Source organism: Streptomyces sp. HM190 (assembly GCF_009857135.1).
GTDB classification, from domain to species: Bacteria; Actinomycetota; Actinomycetes; order Streptomycetales; family Streptomycetaceae; genus Streptomyces; species Streptomyces heilongjiangensis.
In genome coordinates this window covers 4,550,457-4,570,121 of the sequence record NZ_CP047318.1, presented here as the reverse complement: position 1 = coordinate 4,570,121, position 19,665 = coordinate 4,550,457, and the positions used below count along the sequence as shown (strand labels likewise).

15 protein-coding genes and 3 pseudogenes are annotated in these 19,665 nt (G+C 71.8%); 10 read left to right on the top strand and 8 right to left on the bottom strand.

Features of this window, described 5'->3' with window-relative positions:
* Positions 1-14: 14 nt before the first annotated feature.
* Genes GSY65_RS19410 through GSY65_RS19395 form a run of 4 tightly spaced genes read right to left on the bottom strand, consistent with a single transcriptional unit; the run spans position 15 to position 2,563 of the window.
* Positions 15-608 carry a GTP-binding protein gene (locus GSY65_RS19410; protein WP_159770418.1) on the bottom strand — a complete coding sequence of 198 codons (594 nt, stop codon included), beginning with the start codon at positions 606-608 and terminating at the stop codon, positions 15-17.
* A complete protein-coding gene (locus GSY65_RS19405; protein ID WP_159770415.1) occupies positions 583-960 on the bottom strand; it encodes a DUF742 domain-containing protein in 378 nt (125 codons plus the stop codon). Before GSY65_RS19405 ends, GSY65_RS19410 begins: the two co-directional genes overlap by 26 nt.
* On the bottom strand, positions 957-1,358 hold the full coding sequence (locus GSY65_RS19400; protein WP_159770412.1) for a roadblock/LC7 domain-containing protein: 402 nt from the start codon (positions 1,356-1,358) through the stop codon (positions 957-959). Before GSY65_RS19400 ends, GSY65_RS19405 begins: the two co-directional genes overlap by 4 nt.
* Entirely contained in the window at positions 1,355-2,563 is a 1,209-nt protein-coding gene (locus tag GSY65_RS19395) for a sensor histidine kinase (protein WP_159770409.1), read from the bottom strand. Before GSY65_RS19395 ends, GSY65_RS19400 begins: the two co-directional genes overlap by 4 nt.
* Positions 2,564-3,020: 457 nt before the next feature.
* Here GSY65_RS19395 and GSY65_RS34740 point away from each other — a divergent pair.
* Together GSY65_RS34740 and GSY65_RS34735 are read left to right on the top strand one after the other, a co-directional pair.
* A pseudogene (locus GSY65_RS34740) lies at positions 3,021-3,265 on the top strand (maleylpyruvate isomerase N-terminal domain-containing protein); the annotation flags it as partial.
* Positions 3,266-3,368: 103 nt separating this feature from the next.
* A pseudogene (locus GSY65_RS34735) lies at positions 3,369-3,782 on the top strand (maleylpyruvate isomerase N-terminal domain-containing protein); the annotation flags it as partial.
* Between the two features lie 105 nt (positions 3,783-3,887).
* Here the strand turns inward: GSY65_RS34735 and GSY65_RS19390 are convergent.
* Positions 3,888-5,933, bottom strand: a complete 2,046-nt coding sequence (locus tag GSY65_RS19390; protein ID WP_159770406.1) for an RICIN domain-containing protein — start codon at positions 5,931-5,933, stop codon at positions 3,888-3,890.
* Positions 5,934-6,283: 350 nt separating this feature from the next.
* Here GSY65_RS19390 and GSY65_RS19385 point away from each other — a divergent pair, with 350 nt between their 5' ends.
* Complete coding sequence (locus GSY65_RS19385; protein ID WP_159770403.1) at positions 6,284-7,273, top strand: LacI family DNA-binding transcriptional regulator; 990 nt, start codon at positions 6,284-6,286, stop codon at positions 7,271-7,273.
* Positions 7,274-7,584: 311 nt separating this feature from the next.
* On the top strand, positions 7,585-8,100 hold the full coding sequence (locus GSY65_RS19380) for a DUF2637 domain-containing protein (protein WP_159776163.1): 516 nt from the start codon (positions 7,585-7,587) through the stop codon (positions 8,098-8,100).
* A gap of 62 nt (positions 8,101-8,162) precedes the next feature.
* On the opposite strand, the gene GSY65_RS19375 is transcribed toward GSY65_RS19380, so the two are convergent.
* Positions 8,163-10,556 carry an ATP-binding cassette domain-containing protein gene (locus tag GSY65_RS19375; protein ID WP_159770400.1) on the bottom strand — a complete coding sequence of 798 codons (2,394 nt, stop codon included), beginning with the start codon at positions 10,554-10,556 and terminating at the stop codon, positions 8,163-8,165.
* Positions 10,557-11,097: 541 nt separating this feature from the next.
* On the opposite strand from GSY65_RS19375, the gene GSY65_RS19370 reads away from it, so the two are divergent.
* The gene (locus tag GSY65_RS19370) at positions 11,098-11,511 is read left to right on the top strand and encodes a VOC family protein (RefSeq protein WP_159770397.1); all 414 of its coding nucleotides are present in this window, start codon (positions 11,098-11,100) and stop codon (positions 11,509-11,511) included.
* A 101-nt stretch (positions 11,512-11,612) separates the two neighbouring features.
* On the opposite strand, the pseudogene GSY65_RS19365 reads toward GSY65_RS19370, so the two are convergent.
* Positions 11,613-11,801, bottom strand: a pseudogene (locus GSY65_RS19365) (carboxymuconolactone decarboxylase family protein); the annotation flags it as partial.
* 170 nt (positions 11,802-11,971) lie between these two features.
* Between GSY65_RS19365 and GSY65_RS19360 the strand changes: the two are divergent.
* The 4 genes from GSY65_RS19360 (at position 11,972) to GSY65_RS19345 (ending at position 16,038) form a co-directional block, all read left to right on the top strand.
* Positions 11,972-12,694 carry a VOC family protein gene (locus GSY65_RS19360; protein ID WP_159770394.1) on the top strand — a complete coding sequence of 241 codons (723 nt, stop codon included), beginning with the start codon at positions 11,972-11,974 and terminating at the stop codon, positions 12,692-12,694.
* 125 nt (positions 12,695-12,819) lie between these two features.
* Positions 12,820-13,224 (top strand): hypothetical protein, encoded by a 405-nt coding sequence (locus tag GSY65_RS19355; RefSeq protein WP_159770392.1) that lies wholly within the window; start codon positions 12,820-12,822, stop codon positions 13,222-13,224.
* Between the two features lie 54 nt (positions 13,225-13,278).
* The gene (locus tag GSY65_RS19350) at positions 13,279-14,151 is read left to right on the top strand and encodes an endonuclease/exonuclease/phosphatase family protein (protein ID WP_236579902.1); all 873 of its coding nucleotides are present in this window, start codon (positions 13,279-13,281) and stop codon (positions 14,149-14,151) included.
* Between the two features lie 243 nt (positions 14,152-14,394).
* Positions 14,395-16,038, top strand: coding sequence for an alpha/beta hydrolase (locus tag GSY65_RS19345; RefSeq protein ID WP_159770388.1), 1,644 nt, complete (start codon positions 14,395-14,397; stop codon positions 16,036-16,038).
* A 251-nt stretch (positions 16,039-16,289) separates the two neighbouring features.
* Here GSY65_RS19345 and GSY65_RS19340 read toward each other — a convergent pair whose 3' ends face one another.
* Positions 16,290-19,223 carry a SpoIIE family protein phosphatase gene (locus GSY65_RS19340; protein WP_159770386.1) on the bottom strand — a complete coding sequence of 978 codons (2,934 nt, stop codon included), beginning with the start codon at positions 19,221-19,223 and terminating at the stop codon, positions 16,290-16,292.
* Between the two features lie 110 nt (positions 19,224-19,333).
* Here GSY65_RS19340 and GSY65_RS19335 point away from each other — a divergent pair, with 110 nt between their 5' ends.
* Positions 19,334-19,645 (top strand): hypothetical protein, encoded by a 312-nt coding sequence (locus tag GSY65_RS19335; RefSeq protein ID WP_159770384.1) that lies wholly within the window; start codon positions 19,334-19,336, stop codon positions 19,643-19,645.
* The last annotated feature ends 20 nt before the right edge of the window (positions 19,646-19,665 follow it).

The window sequence follows — 19,665 nt, the reverse complement described above, 5'->3', positions numbered from 1 at the left end:
GTCTGCTCTTGCTCCTAACGGGCACGGTCCATCAAGTAGCGGACGAGCGTGATCAGCGCTTCGGCCGACGATCTCTCGTCGCGCGCGTCGCAGACGACGACAGGGGTGTCGTCGAGCAGATCGAGCGCCTCGCGCAGCGCCCTCTCGTCCCGCAGGGGTGAACCGTCGAAGTGGTTGACGGCGATCGCGTAGTCGAGCCCGTACTGCTCGATCAGGTCGATCACCGCGAAGGAGTCCGCCAGCCGCTCGGGGTCGACCAGCACCAGCGCGCCGAGCGCGCCGCGTGCCATGTCCTCCCACATCTGCACGAAGCGCTGCTGTCCGGGCGTGCCGAACAGGTACAGCACGACGCGTTCGCTGACCGTCAGCCGGCCGAAGTCCATGGCGACCGTGGTGGTGGTCTTGCCCTGGACCCCCTTGAGGTCGTCGACGGCCTCGCCCGCGCGGGTCATCGTCTCCTCGGTGGACAGCGGCGAGATCTCGGAGATGGTCCCGATGAACGTGGTCTTGCCCACCGCGAAGTGCCCGACCACGAGGATCTTGACGGCGGTCTGGGTCTCCCCGCCACGGACGTACGCCTGCTCATCCAAACTTGGCCCGGAGACCATTCAGCACCTCCTCGAGAATCTGCAGATTGGCCACGGGGGCCCGCTGTTCGGGCGGGCGGGTGACGAGGTAGCCGCCCTCGGAGAGCGCGGCGAGCAGGATCTTCACCACGCCCACCGGGAGCCGCATGTGCCCCGCGATCTCGGCGACGGAGAGGTAGCCGCCGACGCACATCCGCAGCACCTCCTGCTCCTCCGGGGAGAGGCGGGCAGGCCGCTGCTGGTGGTCGGCCGCCGCCGTGACCAGCGTGATCAGTGAGAACTGACCCTCGCCGGGCAGATGACGGCCGCCCGTGATGACGTACGGCCGCACTAACTCGGCGGCTTCGTGCTCCTGCTTGTCGGCATCGCTCATGGCCGTACCACGCTGCTCTCGCGAGGCGGAGCAGTCAGAACCTTGCCCAACTGCCCGACAAGCTGCTGCATCCGGAAGGTGATGTCCGCCATGTCGACGTCCGAGGACGCGGACACGGCGAGGTAGGCGCCGGCTCCGGCGGAGATCAGGAAGATCCAGCCGCCGTCGAACTCGACCAGGGTCTGCTGCCAGCGCAGGTCGGTCCGGTCGACGAAGAACGACAGGGAACGGCTCAGCGACTGCAGACCGCTCATCGCGGCCGCGGCCTTGTCCGCGTCGTCCTTGCTCACGTCCTTGGACCGGGCCCGCTGGAGCCCGTCGGCGGAGATGAGCACGGCGTGCAGAGCCCCGGGGATCTCCAGGGCGCTGTCCAGCATCCAGGAAAGATCGTTGTTCATGAGACCTCGTGCCCTTCACTGCTCGCGTCACCGGTACCGCTGGACCGCTCGTCGTCCGGATGCGTGGCGCGACCCTTGTCCGTGCCCTGCTTGAAGGCGGCCATGATCGCCGCCGTGTCCTCGCTGCGCCGCCGCGGCGCGGCCGGGGCCGACACTCCGCTGTTGGAGACGAGCGCCATCGGCCGCTTGCGGCGGCGCCGGGGCAGGCCGTCGTCGGTGGTCGGCAGGGGCAGAGAGGGCTCGGGGCCGGTGTCACGCGCCGCGGCGACCGTGTCGACGACCGTCGCCCGCTCCCAGGTCTCCTGGACGACCGCGACGGGCTCCTGAGGCTCCTGCGGGGTCGGCATGTCGGTGAGCAGCTCGTCGGGCAGCAGCACGACGGCACGCACACCGCCGTACGGCGACGTGGAGTCCACGGAGACCGTGAAGCCGAAGCGCTCGGAGAGCACACCGATCACGGCGAAGCCGAACTGCGGCGGGTTGCCGAGGCCGGACACACCGGAGGCCCGCTCGCTCGTGAGGAGCTTCTCGGCCCTGGCCTTCTCCTCCTCGTTCATACCGACACCGGCGTCGTCGACGACGATGCAGACGCCCTTGGGGACGGTACGGACGTTGATCTCCACCACGGTGTCGGGGCTGGAGTAGCTGGTCGCGTTGTCGAGCAGCTCGGCGAGCGCGAGCGCCACCGGCTCCACGGCACGGCTGGTGACCCCGAAGTCCACCTTCGACAGGATCTGCACACGCTGGAAGTGGCGGATCCTGCCCTGGGCGCTGCGGACCACGTCGTACACCGAGGCGACGTCGCGGTGGCGGCCGAGCCAGCCCTCGCAGAGCACGGCGATGGACTGGGCGCGGCGTCCGAACTGCGCGTTCATGTGGTCGATCTCCAGGAGGTCCTGGAGCATGACGGAATCGCCGTACTTGCGCTGCAATCCCGAAATGATGCGCTGCTGTTCGGCGGCGAGACCCTGGAGTGTCCTCATCGCGGACTTCAGGGCCGTACGCGTCTCCGCCTCGGCCTCCTGCTGCGCTTCTCGGACGGACTGGGAGTAATGAGTCTCCAACTCACCGTAGTGGTTCTTGAGCCCTGCGATCTCCTGCCGTAACCCCCGGGCCGCCCGTCGCTGGCGAACAACGAGGGCGGCTGCGAGAAGGGTTAGGACAAGAAGAACCCAAAGCACCGGATTCTGTATGTATGGCGTCATGAGACCCTCTTCAGGCGGCTGAAGGCCAGCTACTGAAATCCCGTCAAGCACGCAGACCGGAGGTCGCCCATCCAGGGTCGCCGCCCAGGCTGCCCCCTTGGCGAGAGGTGCCGCTTTTGCACCTATCCGTCCGTTCAGCAAGTGTCGTGATCGTATCACCGCGCCAAGTCATGACGAGACGTCAAGATGCGGAATCCTTATGAAACTTGAGCGACAGTCTTGAGTTACTGACCCTGCGCTATTCGTAGTTGATGAACCACCGCGCGCGACCATACTGCCTGAACGGCGTTTCACCGGTGTCACGGGGTTCCCGTTCCTCGTCCCTCGCCGAATTGCCGGGCGCGTTCCGCGCACGGCGAGGGACCTAAACGGAAGCCGGTCGCGGGGCCGCCGAGGGGCCCGCCGGACGGGTCGCGGGCGCCTCGGGGGAGCCCGCGCCGGCCGGTACCGTGCCCCGGTGGACCTCTTCCCGCGCTCCCGGCGGCGCTGCGCGCCGCGGTCGCCGATCTGCGCGACGAGGACTTCGCCCGGCCCTCGGGCTGCGCCGGCCGGCTCGTCCGGGACCTCGTCCGCCATCTGGTCGTCGACGCGCAGGGCGTCCTCGTCACGCTGGTGACGCCGCCCGGCGCCGAACCGACCGCCGCCGCGGTGACCTGCTGGACCGCGACGCACGCACCGCCGTCCGGGGACGACCCGCTGGACGCGCTGGTGCCGCGACGGGCAACGTTCGCCCCGTCGCGACGCCCGGCACGCACTCTCGGCGCACCGGGCGCCCCTCCTCGACGGGCAAGCGTTGGCTGCCGCGGCACTCGTCGTGCGCCTCACCGCCGCGTACGAGGAGCCGGGCCTGCCGAGGTTCCACCTCGGCGACGTCGGCTCCGCCGGGGGCCGCAACGGGCCGCGCCGCCGGCTCGCCGACCCCGGCCTGCGGGTGCGCCCCGGGGACAAGGCGCACCACCGGCGACCACCGCACCGCGTACGTCCTGGAGTGGACCCTGCACCCCCTGGACCCGACGGCCCGCCTGCCGGACGTCCCGGGGCCGTCCGCCGAGTCCCTGGCCCACTCCCGCGCGCTGCCGGAGCGGATCACCGGCACGGCGTTCCCCGCGTCGTTCACCGACGAGGACGTCCTGCTCGTGGGCACGGGACGGCGCCCCCGGCGGAGGCGGAGCGGGCGGCACTCGGGGAGCACGCGCGGCGACCGCCGTACGTCCTCGGCCGACGCCGCCCGTGCGTGCCGTCCGGCGCGGGGATCCCGTTCCATGGGGAAACCCCAGGTCTTCGACCTGGGGTTTCCTGGGGTGCCGCGGGGTGGGACGGGTCGTCAGCCGGGGAGGTCGTTCAGCCACCAGCGCTGGTTGAGACCCGAGTTGGGCCACCAGACGCCCACGGAGGCCCCGTCGGTCGTCGACTGGCCGTTGACGTCGGCCAGTTGTCCGGTCGACGCGTTGACCAGCGTCCAGGAGCCGTCACCGGTGCTGGACATCATCCACTGCGCGGCAGCGTCCCGCGTGCCCTCGTCGGCCTCGACCGTCAGGGAGCCGCCGCGGATCGCCAGGCGCTTGCCGGCGGCCTCGTTGGTGATCGCGTAGCGGGTGCGGTTGCTCGTCGCGCCGCGGCCGATCCGGTCCACGGTCCACTGCTGGGCCTTGGTGCCGGGGTCGAGGTTCTTGATGACGAGGCCCTTGCCGTCGCCCGCGACCGCGAGGTTCTTGCCGCTCTGCACGCCGGTCAGGGTGTACGTCTCGCCGTCGCGCAGCTCCGCGCGATCCTTCGCCACCCCGGAGACGCCGTTGACCAGGAAGGAGGTCACGGACTGGGCGGGCACGGTGATCGTGGCCTTCTTGCCCTTGACCTTGACCGCCTTCTTCTTCACCAGCTTGCCGGCCGCGTCCGTCACCACGGGGGTGACCGTCGCGCCGGAGGTGACCTTGCCGAACCTCGACAGGTCCAGCGTCACCGCGCGGGACTCGGTGGTGCTGTTGACGTGGACGACCGTCGCCTTCTCGCCCTTCTTGGCGACCGCCGCCGTGCTGGAGGTGTCGTTCGTCTTGATCAGACGGTCGCCCGGCTTGATGTAGTGCGTGAAGTTGCGGGCGGTGTCGAACTTGGTGTTCGTGTAGATCGGGCAGGTCTTCAGGGTGTCCGTGGACTTGCAGGCGAAGGAGAGCTGGATGGAGCCCCAGTTGCCGCCCTTCGCGGACTCCCCGCCGGGCTTCATGTTGTCGTAGTCCTCGACCGGCTGCCAGAAGACCCAGGCCTTGGGCTCCAGTTCGCGCAGGTCGTCGACCATGCGCTGGGCGAGGCCCAGACCGGGGCGCATGTCGGTGAAGCTCTGCCCGTCGCCCCAGTCGCCCTCGACCTCGCTCATCCACAGCGGCTTGTCGGCGGCCTTGGCGAGGTCACGGACGGTGGTGCGCTGGCTGGTGCCGTAGGTGTGGACGTTCATCTGCCCGACGAGGTCACGGACCTCCTGCGGGTAGGAGTTCCAGTTCGTGGCGAACGTACCGGGGTTGGTCTCGTCCATCGCGGATATCTCCGCCTTGGTACGGGACTTGTCCAGCACCGGGCCGAGGGCGCGCAGCACCTTCTGCTGCAGCTCGGGGCCCATGTGGGCGCCTTCCTGGCGGCCGCCGGTGGGCTGCCCGTCCTCACCGAGCCTGGTACCCCAGTAGTTGGTGTTCGGCTCGTTGAACGGGTCGAGGGTGTCGACCTTGATGCCGTGCGCCTTCTCCAGCCGCTCGGTGGCACCGACCAGGTACTTGGCGAAGTCCTCGACCGACTCCTCCTTCAGCTGGTCCTTCGAGGAGTCGAAGCCGCCGGAGACGTAGCCGCTGACCGTCATGAACCACGGCGGGGAGTTGCTGAACGCCTCCCAGTGCGTGATGTCCTTCTTGATGCGGTCCACCCACCAGCGCTGGGTGGCGTCGGCCTTCTTGTTCCAGTCGTTCGGGTCGTCGGCGTTCCACCAGTCGACGTCCTCGCGGGTGGTGCCCGCCGGGGCCTTCCACCAGCCCTCGACGGCGCCGCCCGCCCGCAGGTAGTCCTTGACGTCGGGGGCGTTGCCGCCGCCGATGTTGTAGCGGGCGATGTTGAGGTTGAGGCCGCTCTCCCCGAACAGGAGCTTCGCGAGCTTCTCGCGGATCTGCGGGGGGTAGTCGCCGGTGGCGTTGGCGAACCACACCAGGCTGGTGCCCCAGCCCTCGAAGCTGTCGCCCTTGTACGAGGGGTCGGGCCGGACGGTGACCGACGCGGCGGCCGGCGCGGCGTGCGCCAGCGGCAGGGAGGTGGTGGCCATGACGGTCCCGGTCGCCAGGGCCGTCACGCCGATGGCCCCGAGGAGCCGTCTCGTGCGGGTGCGCTGTGCCATCTCGAGTAACTCCAACTCTTCCACGTGCCGCGCGTCCCGGCGCGACGCGAGAGATCGGGGCCCGCTGGTGCGGTTCGGTGCGGTTCGCGGTGCTCTCGTAGGGTTGGTGACGGGTGATGTTTACGTAAACATTCCTCGGCGCGATGTCTACACTGTCCGAATCTCGGTGGTCAAGAGAGTCGTTCGGGACCAGCGGCATCGCCGAGCGGCGCGCGGACGGGAGCCTGGGGGACAAGGTGGACACAGCTGACCGGGAGAGCGCGGCGGCGCCGGGCCGCGGGAGCGGGACGGCAGCGGGGCCCGCACCCCGCGCCCGGGGGCGGGGCGGCCGGCCCCGGCAGGGCCCCTCCATGGGCGACGTCGCCCGGCTCGCGGGCGTCTCCGCGCAGACGGTGTCACGCGTGTCCAACGGGTTCGCCGGTGTCACCGAGGAGACCCGCCGCCAGGTGCTGGACGCGATGCGGGAGCTGGACTACCGCCCCAACAGCGCCGCCCGTGCCCTGCGCCGCGGGGAGTTCCGCACCCTCGGCGTGATCACCTTCTCACTGTCCACGCTCGGCAACATCCGCACCCTCGACGCGATCGCCACGTCCGCCGCCCGCGAGGGGTACGCGGTCACGCTGCTGCCGGTCGCGGTGCCCACGCAGGACGAGGTGAACGGCGCCTTCTCCCGGCTCGGGGAACTCGCCGTGGACGCGGTGATCGTCATCATGGAGACCCATCTGCTGGACGCGGCGACCGTGTCGCTGCCGCCCGGCATCCCGGTGGTGGTGGCCGACTCCGACGCCGGCGACCGGTACACCGTGGTCGACACCGACCAGGCGGGCGGGGCGCGCGACGCCGTACGGCATCTGCTGGACCTCGGGCACACGACCGTGTGGCACCTGGCGGGCCCGGAGGACTCCTTCGCGGCACAGCGCCGGGCGAACGCCTGGCGCGCCACGCTCACCGGGGCGGGGCTGGTGCCGCCGCCCCCGGTGCGCGGCGACTGGTCGGCGGAGTCCGGCTACCGGGCGGGACTCCTGCTCGCCGAACAGCCGGACTGCACGGCGGTGTTCGCGGCGAACGACCAGATGGCGCTGGGGCTGCTGCGGGCCCTGCACGAGCGGGGCCGGAGGGTGCCGGACGAGGTCAGTGTCGTCGGGTTCGACGACATCCCCGAGTCGGCGTCGTTCCTGCCGCCGCTGACCACCATCCACCAGGACTTCGCCGAGGTGGGGCGCCTGTGCGTCGCGGGCGTGCTCGCCGGCGTGCGGCGGCCGACCCCCGGGCCCGGCACCACCCTGGTCCCGACCCGGCTCGTGCCCCGGAACAGCACGGCGCCACCGCCGGCCCACTGAGAAAGAACCTTTTTCCATTTCTCGCGTTCAACAGTTTCGTCGACCAAGTATCCGGAATTCAACGACGTAGATAATCCCAGCAGATTTTTATTCCCCTGAATGCAGGAATCCTTAACCCGGATGCCACTCGTTGCACATGTGTGACTTGGCAGGATTCTTACGGCGGTATTGAGACACAGCACATCTGGCTCCCCGACCCGAGGACTCCGTCCGACGACTGGGAGCCCGACGGGGAGCCGACCCAGGTGTCGGTACCGGCGCCCGGCCCGGCGCCCGGCCCGGCGCCCGCGCCGGTGTCGGTACCGGTGTCGATGCCCGCGCAGGTACAGGTGCCGCCCCCGAGCCGGCCCGTCAGCAGACGGAGACCACGGCCGGGGGCGCACATCTTTTCCGGCAACCCGAGAAGCATCACCGTCGCTTTTCTGGTTTTCACCATCACGGTGTGCGGGGCGACGATGCTCTCCTGGTCGATCTCCTATTCGTACAACCAGTTACACGGCATCGCCCTGCTGGTGGTCTCGGAAAGACTCGCGCAATGGTGGCCGCTGACGGTCTACGGGCCGTGGCTGGTCGCGGGGCTCTCCATCCTGCGGGCGTCGGTGCAGAACCGGACCGCCCGGCGGTCCTGGGCCGTGATGCTGCTGGCGTCGGGCACCGCGGTGGCGCTGTGCATCGGGCAGACCCCGGGGTCGGTGCTCGCGATGGTCGTGGTGGGGATCCCGCCGATCACCGCCCTGGTCTGCTTCCGTGAACTGGTCGGCCAGTTCTCCTCCCGCTACGGGCCGCGGCACGCCGCCGACGGCGTCCACGGGACGAAGCAGCCCTGACGAAAAACCCCAGGTCGTGGACCTGGGGTTTCGTCATGCCGGGGGGACGGAGGGGGTGCCGGTCAGGCGCCCACGTACGCGGCGAGGTGCTCACCGGTCAGGGTGGAGCGGGCCGCGACCAGGTCGGCGGGGGTGCCCTCGAAGACGACGCGGCCGCCGTCGTGCCCGGCGCCGGGCCCGAGGTCGATGATCCAGTCGGCGTGGGCCATGACCGCCTGGTGGTGCTCGATGACGATCACGGACTTCCCGGAGTCGACGAGCCGGTCCAGCAGGCCGAGCAGCTGCTCGACGTCCGCGAGGTGCAGACCGGTGGTCGGCTCGTCGAGGACGTAGACGCCGCCCTTGTCGGCCATGTGCACGGCCAGCTTCAGGCGCTGCCGCTCACCACCGGAGAGCGTGGTGAGCGGCTGGCCGAGGGTGAGGTACCCGAGGCCGACGTCCGCCATCCGGCGCAGGATCCGGTGGGCGGCCGGGGTGTGGGCGTCGCCGCCGCCGAAGAACTCCTCGGCCTCCGACACCGGCATCGCCAGCACCTCGCTGATGTCACGGCCGCCGAGGCGGTACTCCAGCACCGACGCGTCGAACCGCTTGCCCTCGCAGTCCTCGCAGGGGGTGGCGACGCTCTGCATGATCGCGAGGTCGGTGTAGATGACGCCGGCGCCGTTGCAGGTGGGGCAGGCGCCCTCGGAGTTGGCGCTGAACAGGGCGGGCTTGACGCCGTTGGCCTTGGCGAACGCCTTGCGGATCGGGTCGAGGAGCCCGGTGTAGGTGGCCGGGTTGCTGCGGCGGGAGCCGCGGATCGTGGTCTGGTCGACGCAGACCACGCCCTCGGGGGCCGGGATGGAGCCGTGGATCAGCGAACTCTTGCCGGATCCGGCGACCCCGGTGACGACGCAGAGGACACCGAGCGGAACGTCGACGTCGACGTCCTTGAGGTTGTTCGCCGTCGCTCCGCGGATCTCCAGGTGGCCGGTGGCCTCGCGGACGGTGTCCTTCAGCTTCGCCCGGTCGTCGAGGTGGCGGCCGGTGACGGTGTCGCTGCCCCGCAGGCCCTCGACGGTGCCCTCGAAGCAGACGGTACCGCCCGCCGTGCCGGCGCCGGGGCCGAGGTCGACGACGTGGTCGGCGATCGCGATGGTCTCCGGCTTGTGCTCCACGACGAGCACCGTGTTGCCCTTGTCGCGCAGCCGCAGCAGCAGCTTGTTCATGCGCTCGATGTCGTGGGGGTGCAGGCCGACGGTGGGCTCGTCGAAGACGTAGGTGACGTCGGTGAGGGAGGAGCCGAGGTGGCGGATCATCTTGGTGCGCTGGGCCTCGCCGCCGGAGAGGGTGCCCGAGGCCCGGTCCAGCGAGAGGTAGCCGAGGCCGATCTCCACGAACGAGTCGAGGGTGTGGCGGAGCTTGGCGAGCAGCGGCGCCACCGACGGTTCGTCCAGGGCGCGGACCCACTCGGCGAGGTCGCGGATCTCCATCGCGCACGCGTCGGCGATGTTGAGCTTGCCGATCCGCGAGGACCGGGCCAGTTCGCTCAGGCGGGTGCCGTCGCACTCGGGGCAGCGGGCGAAGGTGACCGCGCGGTCCACGAAGGCCCGGATGTGCGGCTGCATCGACTCCCGGTCCTTCGACAGGAACGACTTCTGCAGCTTCGGGATCAGCCCCTCGTAGGTGAGGTTGACGCCGTTGATCTTCACCTTGGTCGGCTCGCGGTACAGGAAGTCGTACCGCTCCTTCTTGGTGTACTCACGGATCGGCTTCTCCTTGTCGAAGAAGCCGGACTCCGTGATGACCCGGACGACCCAGCCGTCCCCGGTGTAGGTGGGGATGGTGAACGGGTCCTCGGAGAGCGACTTGGAGTCGTCGAACAGCTGGGTGAGGTCGATGTCGGAGACCGAGCCGCGGCCCTCGCAGTGCGTGCACATGCCGCCGGTGCGGCTGAAGACCACCTTCTGGGTCTTGGTCTTGTCCGCCCCGCGGTCGATCGTCATGCCGCCGCTCGCCGAGACGGAGGCGACGTTGAAGGAGTACGCGGCGGGCGGGCCGATGTGCGGGTCGCCGAGCCGGCTGAAGAGGATCCGGAGCATCGCGCTGGCGTCGGTGGCGGTGCCGACGGTGGAGCGGGGGTCGGAGCCCATCCGCTGCTGGTCGACGGTGATGGCCGTCGTCAGGCCGTCGAGCACGTCGACCTCGGGGCGGGCCAGATCGGGCATGAAGCCCTGGAGGAAGGCGCTGTACGTCTCGTTGATCAGCCGCTGCGACTCGGCGGCGATGGTGTCGAACACCAGTGAGCTCTTGCCCGAGCCGGAGACACCGGTGAACACCGTCAGCCGGCGCTTCGGGATCTCGATGCTGACGTCCTTGAGGTTGTTCTCGCGGGCCCCGTGCACGCGGATCAGATCGTGGCTGTCCGCCGTGTGCGGCTCGGGGGGCCGCGGGTCCGTCCTCTTGACCGTGCTCATCGTGTCTCCATCTGTCGCGCGACGCGGTGCGGATCGGGTTGCCGGGGAGGGCGTGGCGGCCGGCCGGTGGGGCGGCCGACGCGGTGGACGGCGACCGGCCGATCCTGCCGTGGAGGGCAGCCGCGCTCGATCTAACCAGGTCACCGGCGGGGCGTCCGGCGGTTTTACGGACGGCTCGGCGGAGCTCGTGGATCCGGATCAGGTTGCCCGAGAGGGCGCGGAAGGCACGGTCACGGACGCCGCAGGGCTGCTCCGCGGGCCGCTGGACGACCCCGGCGCCGCTCACCCGCACCTGGTCGCCCCGGTCAGGGACGGTGGGGCCGTGCGCGGGTCAGGGCCGGTGGGGCCGTGCGCGGGTCAGGGCCGGTGGGGCCGTGCGCGGACCAGGGCCGGTGGGGCCGTGCGCGGGGTGTCGTCGGGGACATTCGCGGCGGGGAGGGGTGCCGCGGTGTCCGGGTGCCGTTGTCGGTGGGCGGGTCTAGGGTCCGTCGGAAGGACCCCGTTCCGGACCACCGACCGTTCGCCCCCTTCAGGAGGGTTCATGGCCTCGCGACTCAACCCGTATCTCCACTTCGGCGGCGACGCCCGGCAGGCGCTGGAGTTCTACCGGGAGGTGTTCGGCGGAGAGCTGCTGCTCAACACGTACGGCGCGTTCGGCCAGGGGCAGGGCCCGCAGGCCGACATGATCATGCACGGCATGCTGGAGACGCCGAGCGGCTTCACCCTCATGGGCGCGGACTCCCCGACGGACACGGAGAGCGCCCCCCTGTTCACCTACTCGGTGAGCGTGACCGGCGACGACGAGGCCGAGCTGCGCGGCTACTGGGAGAAGCTCTCCGCCGGCGGCGAGGTGACCGTTCCGCTCGACAAGCAGATGTGGGGCGACGTCTTCGGCATGTGCACGGACCGGTTCGGCGTCCCCTGGATGATCAACATCAGCGAGCCGAAAGGCTGAGGGCCGGGGCCCCGGCCTCGCCGCGGCGGTCGGCGCGGCACAGCGGTCGGCATGCGGCGCCCGGCGCCGGTCGGAGAAGCGTGGCGCCGGGCGGGGAGGGGTCAGCCGAACATGCCCGGCCGGTAGTCGCCCGCGGGCTGCCGGACGATCACGTTCACCCGGTTGTAGGCGTTGATCAGCGCGATCAGCCCCACCAGCGCGGCGAGCTGCTCCTCGTCGCAGTGCTCGGCGGCGTTCTCCCACAACTCGTCGGGAACGCCGCCGGCCGCGTCGGCGATCCGGGATGACCTCCCCCGCCGCGCGCCGCCGCCTGCGCCGCGGACCCCGGCGAGGCCTCCAGGAGGGCTCCCGGGCGCCGAATATCGGGCTGCGGACGACGACCGGTCAGTCCTAGGCTCCGCCCCGGGGGCCGGCACGGGTGCCCCGACGACGATCGGCCGGTGGATCGGAGATCACGGGGATGACCTCTCAGCTGCACGCGCTCAGCTTCTACGCGCACCACCCGCGGGCCCTCGCCGCCTTCTGGGCCGGGGTCCTCGGACGACGCCTCGGCGACGACCCGCGGGACGGGGTCGCGGTGCTGCCCGCCGACGAGCACGGGTTCCGGCTCGGCTTCGTCGCCACCGACGAGCCCCGGACCGGCGCGAACCGGATCCACTTCGACCTGACGAGCAGCTCGCCGGAGAACATGCGGGAGACGGTGGAGCGGGCGCTCCGGCTCGGCGGGCGCCACATCGACGTCGGGCAGCGCCCCGAGGAGGGGCACGTGGTCCTCGCCGACCCCGACGGCAACGAGTTCTGCGTCCTCCCGCCCGGCAACGCCTTCCTCGCCGGCTGCGGTTTCCTCGGCGCGCTGGCCTGCGACGGTTCGCAGGCGGTCGGCTACTTCTGGAGCGCGGCGCTGCGGTGGCCGCTGGTCTGGGACCAGGACGAGGAGACCGCGATCCAGTCACCGCACGGCGGCACCAAGATCACCTGGGGTGGCCCGCCGGTCGCCCCCAAGCACGGCAGGAACCGCCTCCACCTCGACCTCGCCCCGCCCCCGGGCGGCGACCAGCGGGCGGAGGTCGACCGCCTCCTCGCCCTCGGCGCGAAGCTCCTCGACCCGGCCCCCCACGAGGACGGCCGCATCACGATGCTCGACCCCGACGACAACGAGTTCTGCGTCCTGACGCCCCGTTAGCCCCGCGGTTCCCGGCCCGCGCCGGGCGGCCCCGACGACGCCGTGTCACGTTTCCCGGCTCCGGGCCGTCGGATCGGTGGAACACCATCGGCGGTCCGCCGTGCGGCGGAAGAGGGGAACGGGACATGGCCGTTCACATGGCACCGGCGTACCGCGGGCCGAGGTTCGTGCGGATCGCGGTCGCGCTGCAGACGCTGACGCTCTTCTTCCAGGCGGCCACCGCAGGGCTGCTGCTGACCTCGGCCCACGGCGGGCTGCTGCACGACGTGGGGGCCCGCGTGATGTACGGCGCGTCCATGCTCTACGTGCTGGCCGCGGTCCTCGCCTGGCGGCCGGGCGGTGCCTCCCTGCGGCCGGTGCTGTACGCCGCGGGATTCCTCCTCCTCGCGTCGCTCCAGGTGGTCCTCGGCATCGCCCGCCTGCCGGCGCTGCACGTCCCCCTCGGCATCCTGATGTTCACCGGCAGCGTGCTGGTGCTGCTGGGCACATGGCCGGGCGGGCTGCCGGGGCACCCCGGTACCGACGGGTGATCGCTTAACCTCGAACGTGGACGTCTGATGCGTGGGTTCCACGGTGAGGAGGCGATGGTGCTCGGGAGGGGCACGCGTTTGCTCGCGGGCGGTCTGGGCGTGGCCTGTGTCGTACTCGTCGGCCCCAGCGCGCCGGACGGGGGCCTGTTCGGCGGGTCGGCGCCCGTGAAGGCCGTCCGGGACATCGTCCCGAACCGGGTCATGACGTGGAACATCTGCAATCCGTGCGACACCAGCGACGTCGACCGGGCCGCGGAGATCGCCCGGTACGCGCCGCAGGTCATCGGCGTGCAGGAGGCGTGCGTACGGGACGTCGAGCGGATCCGGGACTACCTGGAGGACCTGCACGGGCTGGTCTACCACGTCGCGTACGGGCCGGTGCTGCGCAACTGGAACCGCTGCGGCGGGGTGCCGTGGAAGCCCGGCGGCTTCGGCCAGGCGATCCTCTCGGCGGCGCCGATGACCGACCCCGTCAGGAAGCTCTACCCCGAGGGCGGCTCCGAGGAGCGCGGCTACCTGGCGGTCACCACCGCCGTGGACGGCAGGCCGGTGCGGGTGTTCACCACCCATCTCGCCCAGCGGAGGCAGGAGGCGGTCCGCGAGGGCCAGGTCGAGGTGCTGGCCGAGGCCGTCGCCCGGTACGACCGCGCGGTCGTCATCGGCGACCTCAACGCCGTGCCGGACGCCCCCGAACTCGCCCCCCTGTGGGCGCTGGCCACGGACGCGGACCCCGGCTGCCGGCCCCCGGCCACCGGGGACTGCGAGGTGACCACCGACTGGCAGCTCAAGTTCGACTACGTGTTCCTGCGCGGCGCCGCCCCGCTGGAGCAGGGCGTGCACCGCACTCCGGTCTCGGACCACGACCTGGTGCGCGCCGACGTCGACACGGCCGGAACGGCCGCCGGGGACACCCGGCCCGAAGGGTGAGCCGCAGACGGCTGCGCGTGGAGGACACCTGCGTTCCGCCGGAGCGCGGGGGCGGCGCGTGCCCACGCGTACGCGGCCGGTTCCGGTCACGGTGACTACCGCCAGGTAGTGGAGAGATACCGTGCATTTCGAGCCACGGCGGCACCAAGCCGGCCCCTTTCCCCTCTCATCAGCTAGACATTGCCCCGACTCACCCTGACCAGTGGGTACTTGAGGGCGACTTCAGCACAGGGGGAAGGACACATGACGACATCCCACGGCGCGCCGAGACGTCTCGGCCGTCTGAGCATGGCGGGGGCCGCGCTGACGGCGCTCCTCGTCGCCGGTACGGGGACGGCGACCGGGGCGGCGGCCTCGCCGAAGGCCCCGGACACCCTGCCGACCCCGCCCGTGCCGTCGCTGGCGTGGACGGACTGCCAGGGCGGCTACGAGTGCGCGAACGCGGACGTGCCGCTCGACTACCGGAATCCGGCCGGCCAGAAGATCACCCTCGCGGTGGTGCGCAAGAAGGCCGCGGACCCGGCGAAGCGCAAGGGCACGCTGTTCATGCAGCCGGGCGGGCCCGGCAACTCCGGCGTGGACTTCGTCCGCAACAACTACGACGAGCTGCCGGCCGCGCTGCGCGAGTCGTTCGACGTGTTCGGCTACGACGTCCGCGGTGTCGGCCGCAGCTCGGCCCTCACCTGCTTCGACGACACGCGCTACACGAAGGCCGTCACCGACGCCAAGGGCGTGCCCGGACCGGACGCGTTCGGGCCGGCGCTGCGCGAGGCCGCCGAGTTCAACCAGGCGTGCCTCGACAACGCGGGTCCGCTGCTGCCGTACGTCGGCACCGAGTACGTCGCCCGCGACATCGACCTGCTGCGCCAGGCGCTCGGCGAGGAGCAGCTCACCTACTACGGGCGGTCGTTCGGCTCGTACATCGGGACGGTGTACGCGGCCGTGTTCCCGCAGCGGGTGCGGGCGCTGACCCTCGACGGCGCATACGACCCGGTGCACTACGCCGACCGCCCGTACGCCTACGACCGGCCGCAGTACCTGGCGCTGGACGGGGCGATGGGCCGGTTCCTCGACTGGTGCGCCGCCGACCGGGCCACCTGCGGGTTCGGCGACGGCGACCCGCGCGGGGCGTTCGAGCGGCTGAAGAAGGACCTCGACGCCGACCCGGTCACCACCGCGAGCGGCGGCAAGGCGAACGGCTACACACTGGTCTACCGGCTGATGTTCAACATCAACGAGGGCAAGGTCATCTGGCCCTCCCTCGGCGCGGCCCTCAGGAAGGCGCAGCTGCGGGACAACACCTCGTTCCTGCTGCGTCCGCCGTCCCCGGCGAGCTTCGACTTCCTCGGCCCGAACACGGCCGTGGAGTGCGCCGACCGGGACTACCCGCGCGACCGGCGGCTGCTGAGGCACAAGGTGGAGTCGTTCGCCGCGGCGGCGCCGCTGCTCGGCCCGGCGATGGCGTTCGGTCCGCCGACCTACGACCACCAGCACGCGACCGCGTGCGCCCAGTGGCCGGCCGAGCGGGTCAGCCGCTACGACGGCTCCTACCGGGCGAAGGGCTCGGCGCCGATCCTGGTCATGGGCACCACCGGTGACCCCGACACCCCGTACCAGGACGCGGTGGCGCTGTCCCGGCGCCTCGACAACGCCTCGCTGCTGACGTTCGAGGCGGAGGGCCACACGGCGTTCGGCCGCAGCGCCTGCGCGACGGACGCGGTCGTCAGGTACCTGGTGGACCTGACGGTTCCCGCCCGCGGCACGACCTGCGCGGACGAGACGCAGCCGCCGCCGTCGACGCCGAAGGTGGCTCCGCCCGGTACGACGCTGGGTGAGCTGCGCAACGGTGTGAACGAGCGCGTGGAGCGCATCGGCTCCGTGGCCTGACCGGTCCCGGACCGGCCGCACCGCAGCACCACGCGGGCACCGCGCGGACACCGCGTAGGCACCGCGTAGGCACCACGCGGGCGCACCACAGCGCATCCCGAGGCGTCGGCCCCACGGCCGGCGCCTCGGTCGTGCGCGGGATGACCGGGCGTCCGGGGGACCGGGATGACCGGGGGACCGGGCGACCGGGATGACCGAGGCAACCGGGGCAACCGGGGCACCGGGGGACCGGGCCCGGTGCCCCTACCGGTCTACCGGTCCGGGTCCGTGGCGTCGGCCGGGTCGCCGAAGCCGAGCGCGTCCAGGTCGCCGTCGAAGGCGTCGGGGACGGGGCACAGCAGGTCCAGGGGGTCCGCCGGCCGGCCTCGGGGGTCGGGGCCGGTCAGGGGCTGCTCGGTCCAGATGCACTTGCCGTCGGCGGTGTAGCGGGTGCCCCAGCGCTGGGAGAGCGCGGTGATGAGCTGCAGGCCCCGGCCGCCCTCGTCGGTGTCGGCGGCCCGGCGTATCCGGGGCATCGTGAGACTGCCGTCGAAGACCTCGCAGGTCAGTTCGGAGCCGTGCAGCAGCCGCAGCCGCACGGGCCCCTTGGCGTGGCGCACGACGTTGCCGACGAGTTCGCTGGCGAGCAGCTCGGTGGTGGGGGCGAGGTCGTCCAGGCCCCAGGCGGCGAGCTGTTCACGGACGTGGCGGCGGGCCTGCCCGGCGGCCGTCGGGCCGTCGTGGAGCGGCCAGCACGCCACCTTGTCCTCGGCGAGGGCGTGCAGCCGGGCGACGAGGAACGCGGCGTCGTCGGCTGCCTGCTGGTGGGCCGGGAGCAGCCCGTGGATGAGGGTGTCGCAGAGGAGTTCCAGGTCGCCGGCGGTGCCGTCGTCGTGGGCGGTGCGCAGCAGGCGGGCGAGTTCGGCCATGCCCTCGTCCATCTCGCGCTTCGAGGACTCCACGAGGCCGTCGGTGTAGAGCACGAGCATGCTCCCGTCGGGCACGTGCAGTTCGGCCGTCTCGAAGGGCGGCTCGGCCGCGCCGAGCGGCGGGTCGGCGGCCAGGTCCGGGAAGCGCACACTGCCGTCGGGCAGGACCAGCGCCGGCGGCGGGTGCCCGGCGCGGGCGAGGGAACAGATCCGGGTCGTGGAGTCGTACAGCGCGTACAGGCAGGTCACGTACGACTCCTCGCCCATGCCGGCGACGAGGTCGTTGAGGTGGGTCATGATCTCGTCGGGCGGCAGTTCGAGGGCGGCGAGGGTGTGGACGGCGGTGCGCAGCCGGCCCATGGTGGCGGCCTCGGGCAGCCCGTGGCCCATGACGTCGCCGACGACGAGGGCGACCTGGCCGCTGGAGAGCGGGATGACGTCGTACCAGTCGCCGCCGACGTCCATGCCCCGCCCGGCCGGCAGATAGCGGGCGGCGGCCTCGCAGGACGGCAGGTCGGGCAGAGCCTGCGGGAGGAGACCGCGCTGGAGTTCGCGGGACCGGGTGTGCTCGACATCGAACAGGCGGGCCCGTTCCAGGGACTGGGCGAGGAGCGCGCTGATCGCGGTGAGGAGGGTGCGTTCCTCCTCGGTGAGGAGGCGGGGCCGGTCGAAGGAGACGACGCACACGCCGAAGGTGCGGCCGGACGCGGTCAGCGGCAGGAACGCCCAGGACTGCTTGCCCGAGCGGCGCGGCAGGTCGGCCTGGCACGGCACGTACGCCGCGTACTCCTCGGCCGAGGAGAGGAAGACGGGGCCGCCGGTGGCGATGGCGTCCCAGGCGGGACCACGGCGGGTCCGGGGGCGGTGGTTGACAGGGTCGATGAACTCGGCGGAGTAGCCGACCGCGCCGAGGTGGTGGAGCCGGTCGCCCTCGACCTCCTGCACGAGGAACCCGGTGGCGGCGAACGGCGGCAGCACCCGCCGGGCGACCGCCTCGATCACGTCCCGCGTGGTGGTCGCCTTCGCCAGCGCGGCCGTCAACTCGGCTATCCGGGCCGCCCGTCGGGAGGCGGCGCGCTCGGCGGCGCGGCGTTCCTCCTCCAGCCGGCGGTTCTCGGTGATGTCGGTGAAGTAGAGGGTGTGGCCGTCGGGTCCCGGCACGACCCGGAGGTGGAACCAGCGGTCCTTGCCGGGGCTGTGCACGTCGAACCCGGTGGGCCTCTGGTCGGCGGCGGCCCTCCGGCACAGCCGCTCCAGACCGGTCACCCCGTCGCACTCGACGGACAGCTCCCACAGCACCCGTCCGACGAGTTCGTCCTCGGACAGGCCCAGCATGCGTTCGGCCTCCAGGTTGGCGAAGGTGACCCGCCACCTCTCGTCGACGGCGAGGAACGCGTCGCTCATGTGGCGCACGGCCCGGCTGAGCGCGTCACGGGCGGAGCGGGACTCGGCGCTCTCCCAGCCGACGCCGACCATCCGCCGGGGTGTGCCGTGCTCGTCGTAGGTGGCGCGGCCGCGCGCCCGGGTCCAGCCGTAGCCGCCGTCCAGGCGCCGTACGCGGTACTCGGCCTCGTACACGGTGCGGTCGCGGATGGCGCGCTGGGCGGCGGCGAGGGTGGGGGCGAGGTCGTCGGGGTGGACGATCCGCATCCAGTTCTCGATCCGGCCGGTGAACTCGCCGGGCCGGGTGCCGTACAGCTCCAGCGCGGCCTCGTCCCAGATCAGGGCACCGGTGCGGATGTCCCAGTCCCAGGAGCCGACGCTGACCTCCTTCAGGGCCTGCCGCAGCCGCTCGCCGTCCGGCTCGGCGGCGGCGGGGCCGGACGGGGGCGGGGCCTGCGCCATCCGCTCCACGGTCCAGGCGACGACGTCCCGCAGGAATCCCCAGTGGCCGTCGTCGGGTTCGCCCCGGTCGCCGGTGAGGACGGAGAACGCGCCGATCGCCCGGTCGCCGCAGGCCAGGGGGAGGGCGGCGAGACCGGTGCCGGGCCAGGTGAGGTCGACGGAGGCGATGGGCGCCCAGGAGCCGCCGTCGCGGTGGAGGGCGCGGGCCGGGGGCAGGGAGCCATCCTGGTCGATGATCTCCCAGGGGCGGGTGAGGGCGGCCGGGAGGCCGGTCACCGACACCAGGCGGAGCGCCGACATCGGCCCGCGGAGGTGGATCATGCCGCCGAGAGCGCCGAGTTCCCCCACCGCGTGCTGGAGCGCGAGACGGAAGACCTCGCTCTCCGCGACACCGGGATCCACCGTGCTGAGCAGGGCCAGCCGAGCGTTCATGCGTCCGACCCTAACGTTCACCGCTCGATCGGGGCAGGGACCGCGGCAATCTTGCCGACGGTTCGTCAGCATCGGCTCGGGAGAACCAACTGACTTGTCGCACACAACAGTTGACGGAGCAACAGCACGTGTGCGCGTGCGCCGCCGTCGCCGCGCCCAGCTACGACCCGGAGAGCGGCACGGTCGCCCACCCGGGGGGCGCCAATGAGAACGAGCTGGACGTGGAGGCGGTACGCCGCGGATACGCGACGACGGCCACGGTTCCGTCCGAAAGCGACCCGTGCCTGCTGGTGGGCCGGCTGGACGCCGCGCTGATGCTCGCCCTCGTCTTCCTCTCCGAGGCACCCGACCCGACCCGTGGACCGGCGGCGGCCGACCACGCGCGCGACCTCGCCCTCGGAGTGGCCGCACGGCAGCCGTAGTCGGGCCGGGAACACACGAC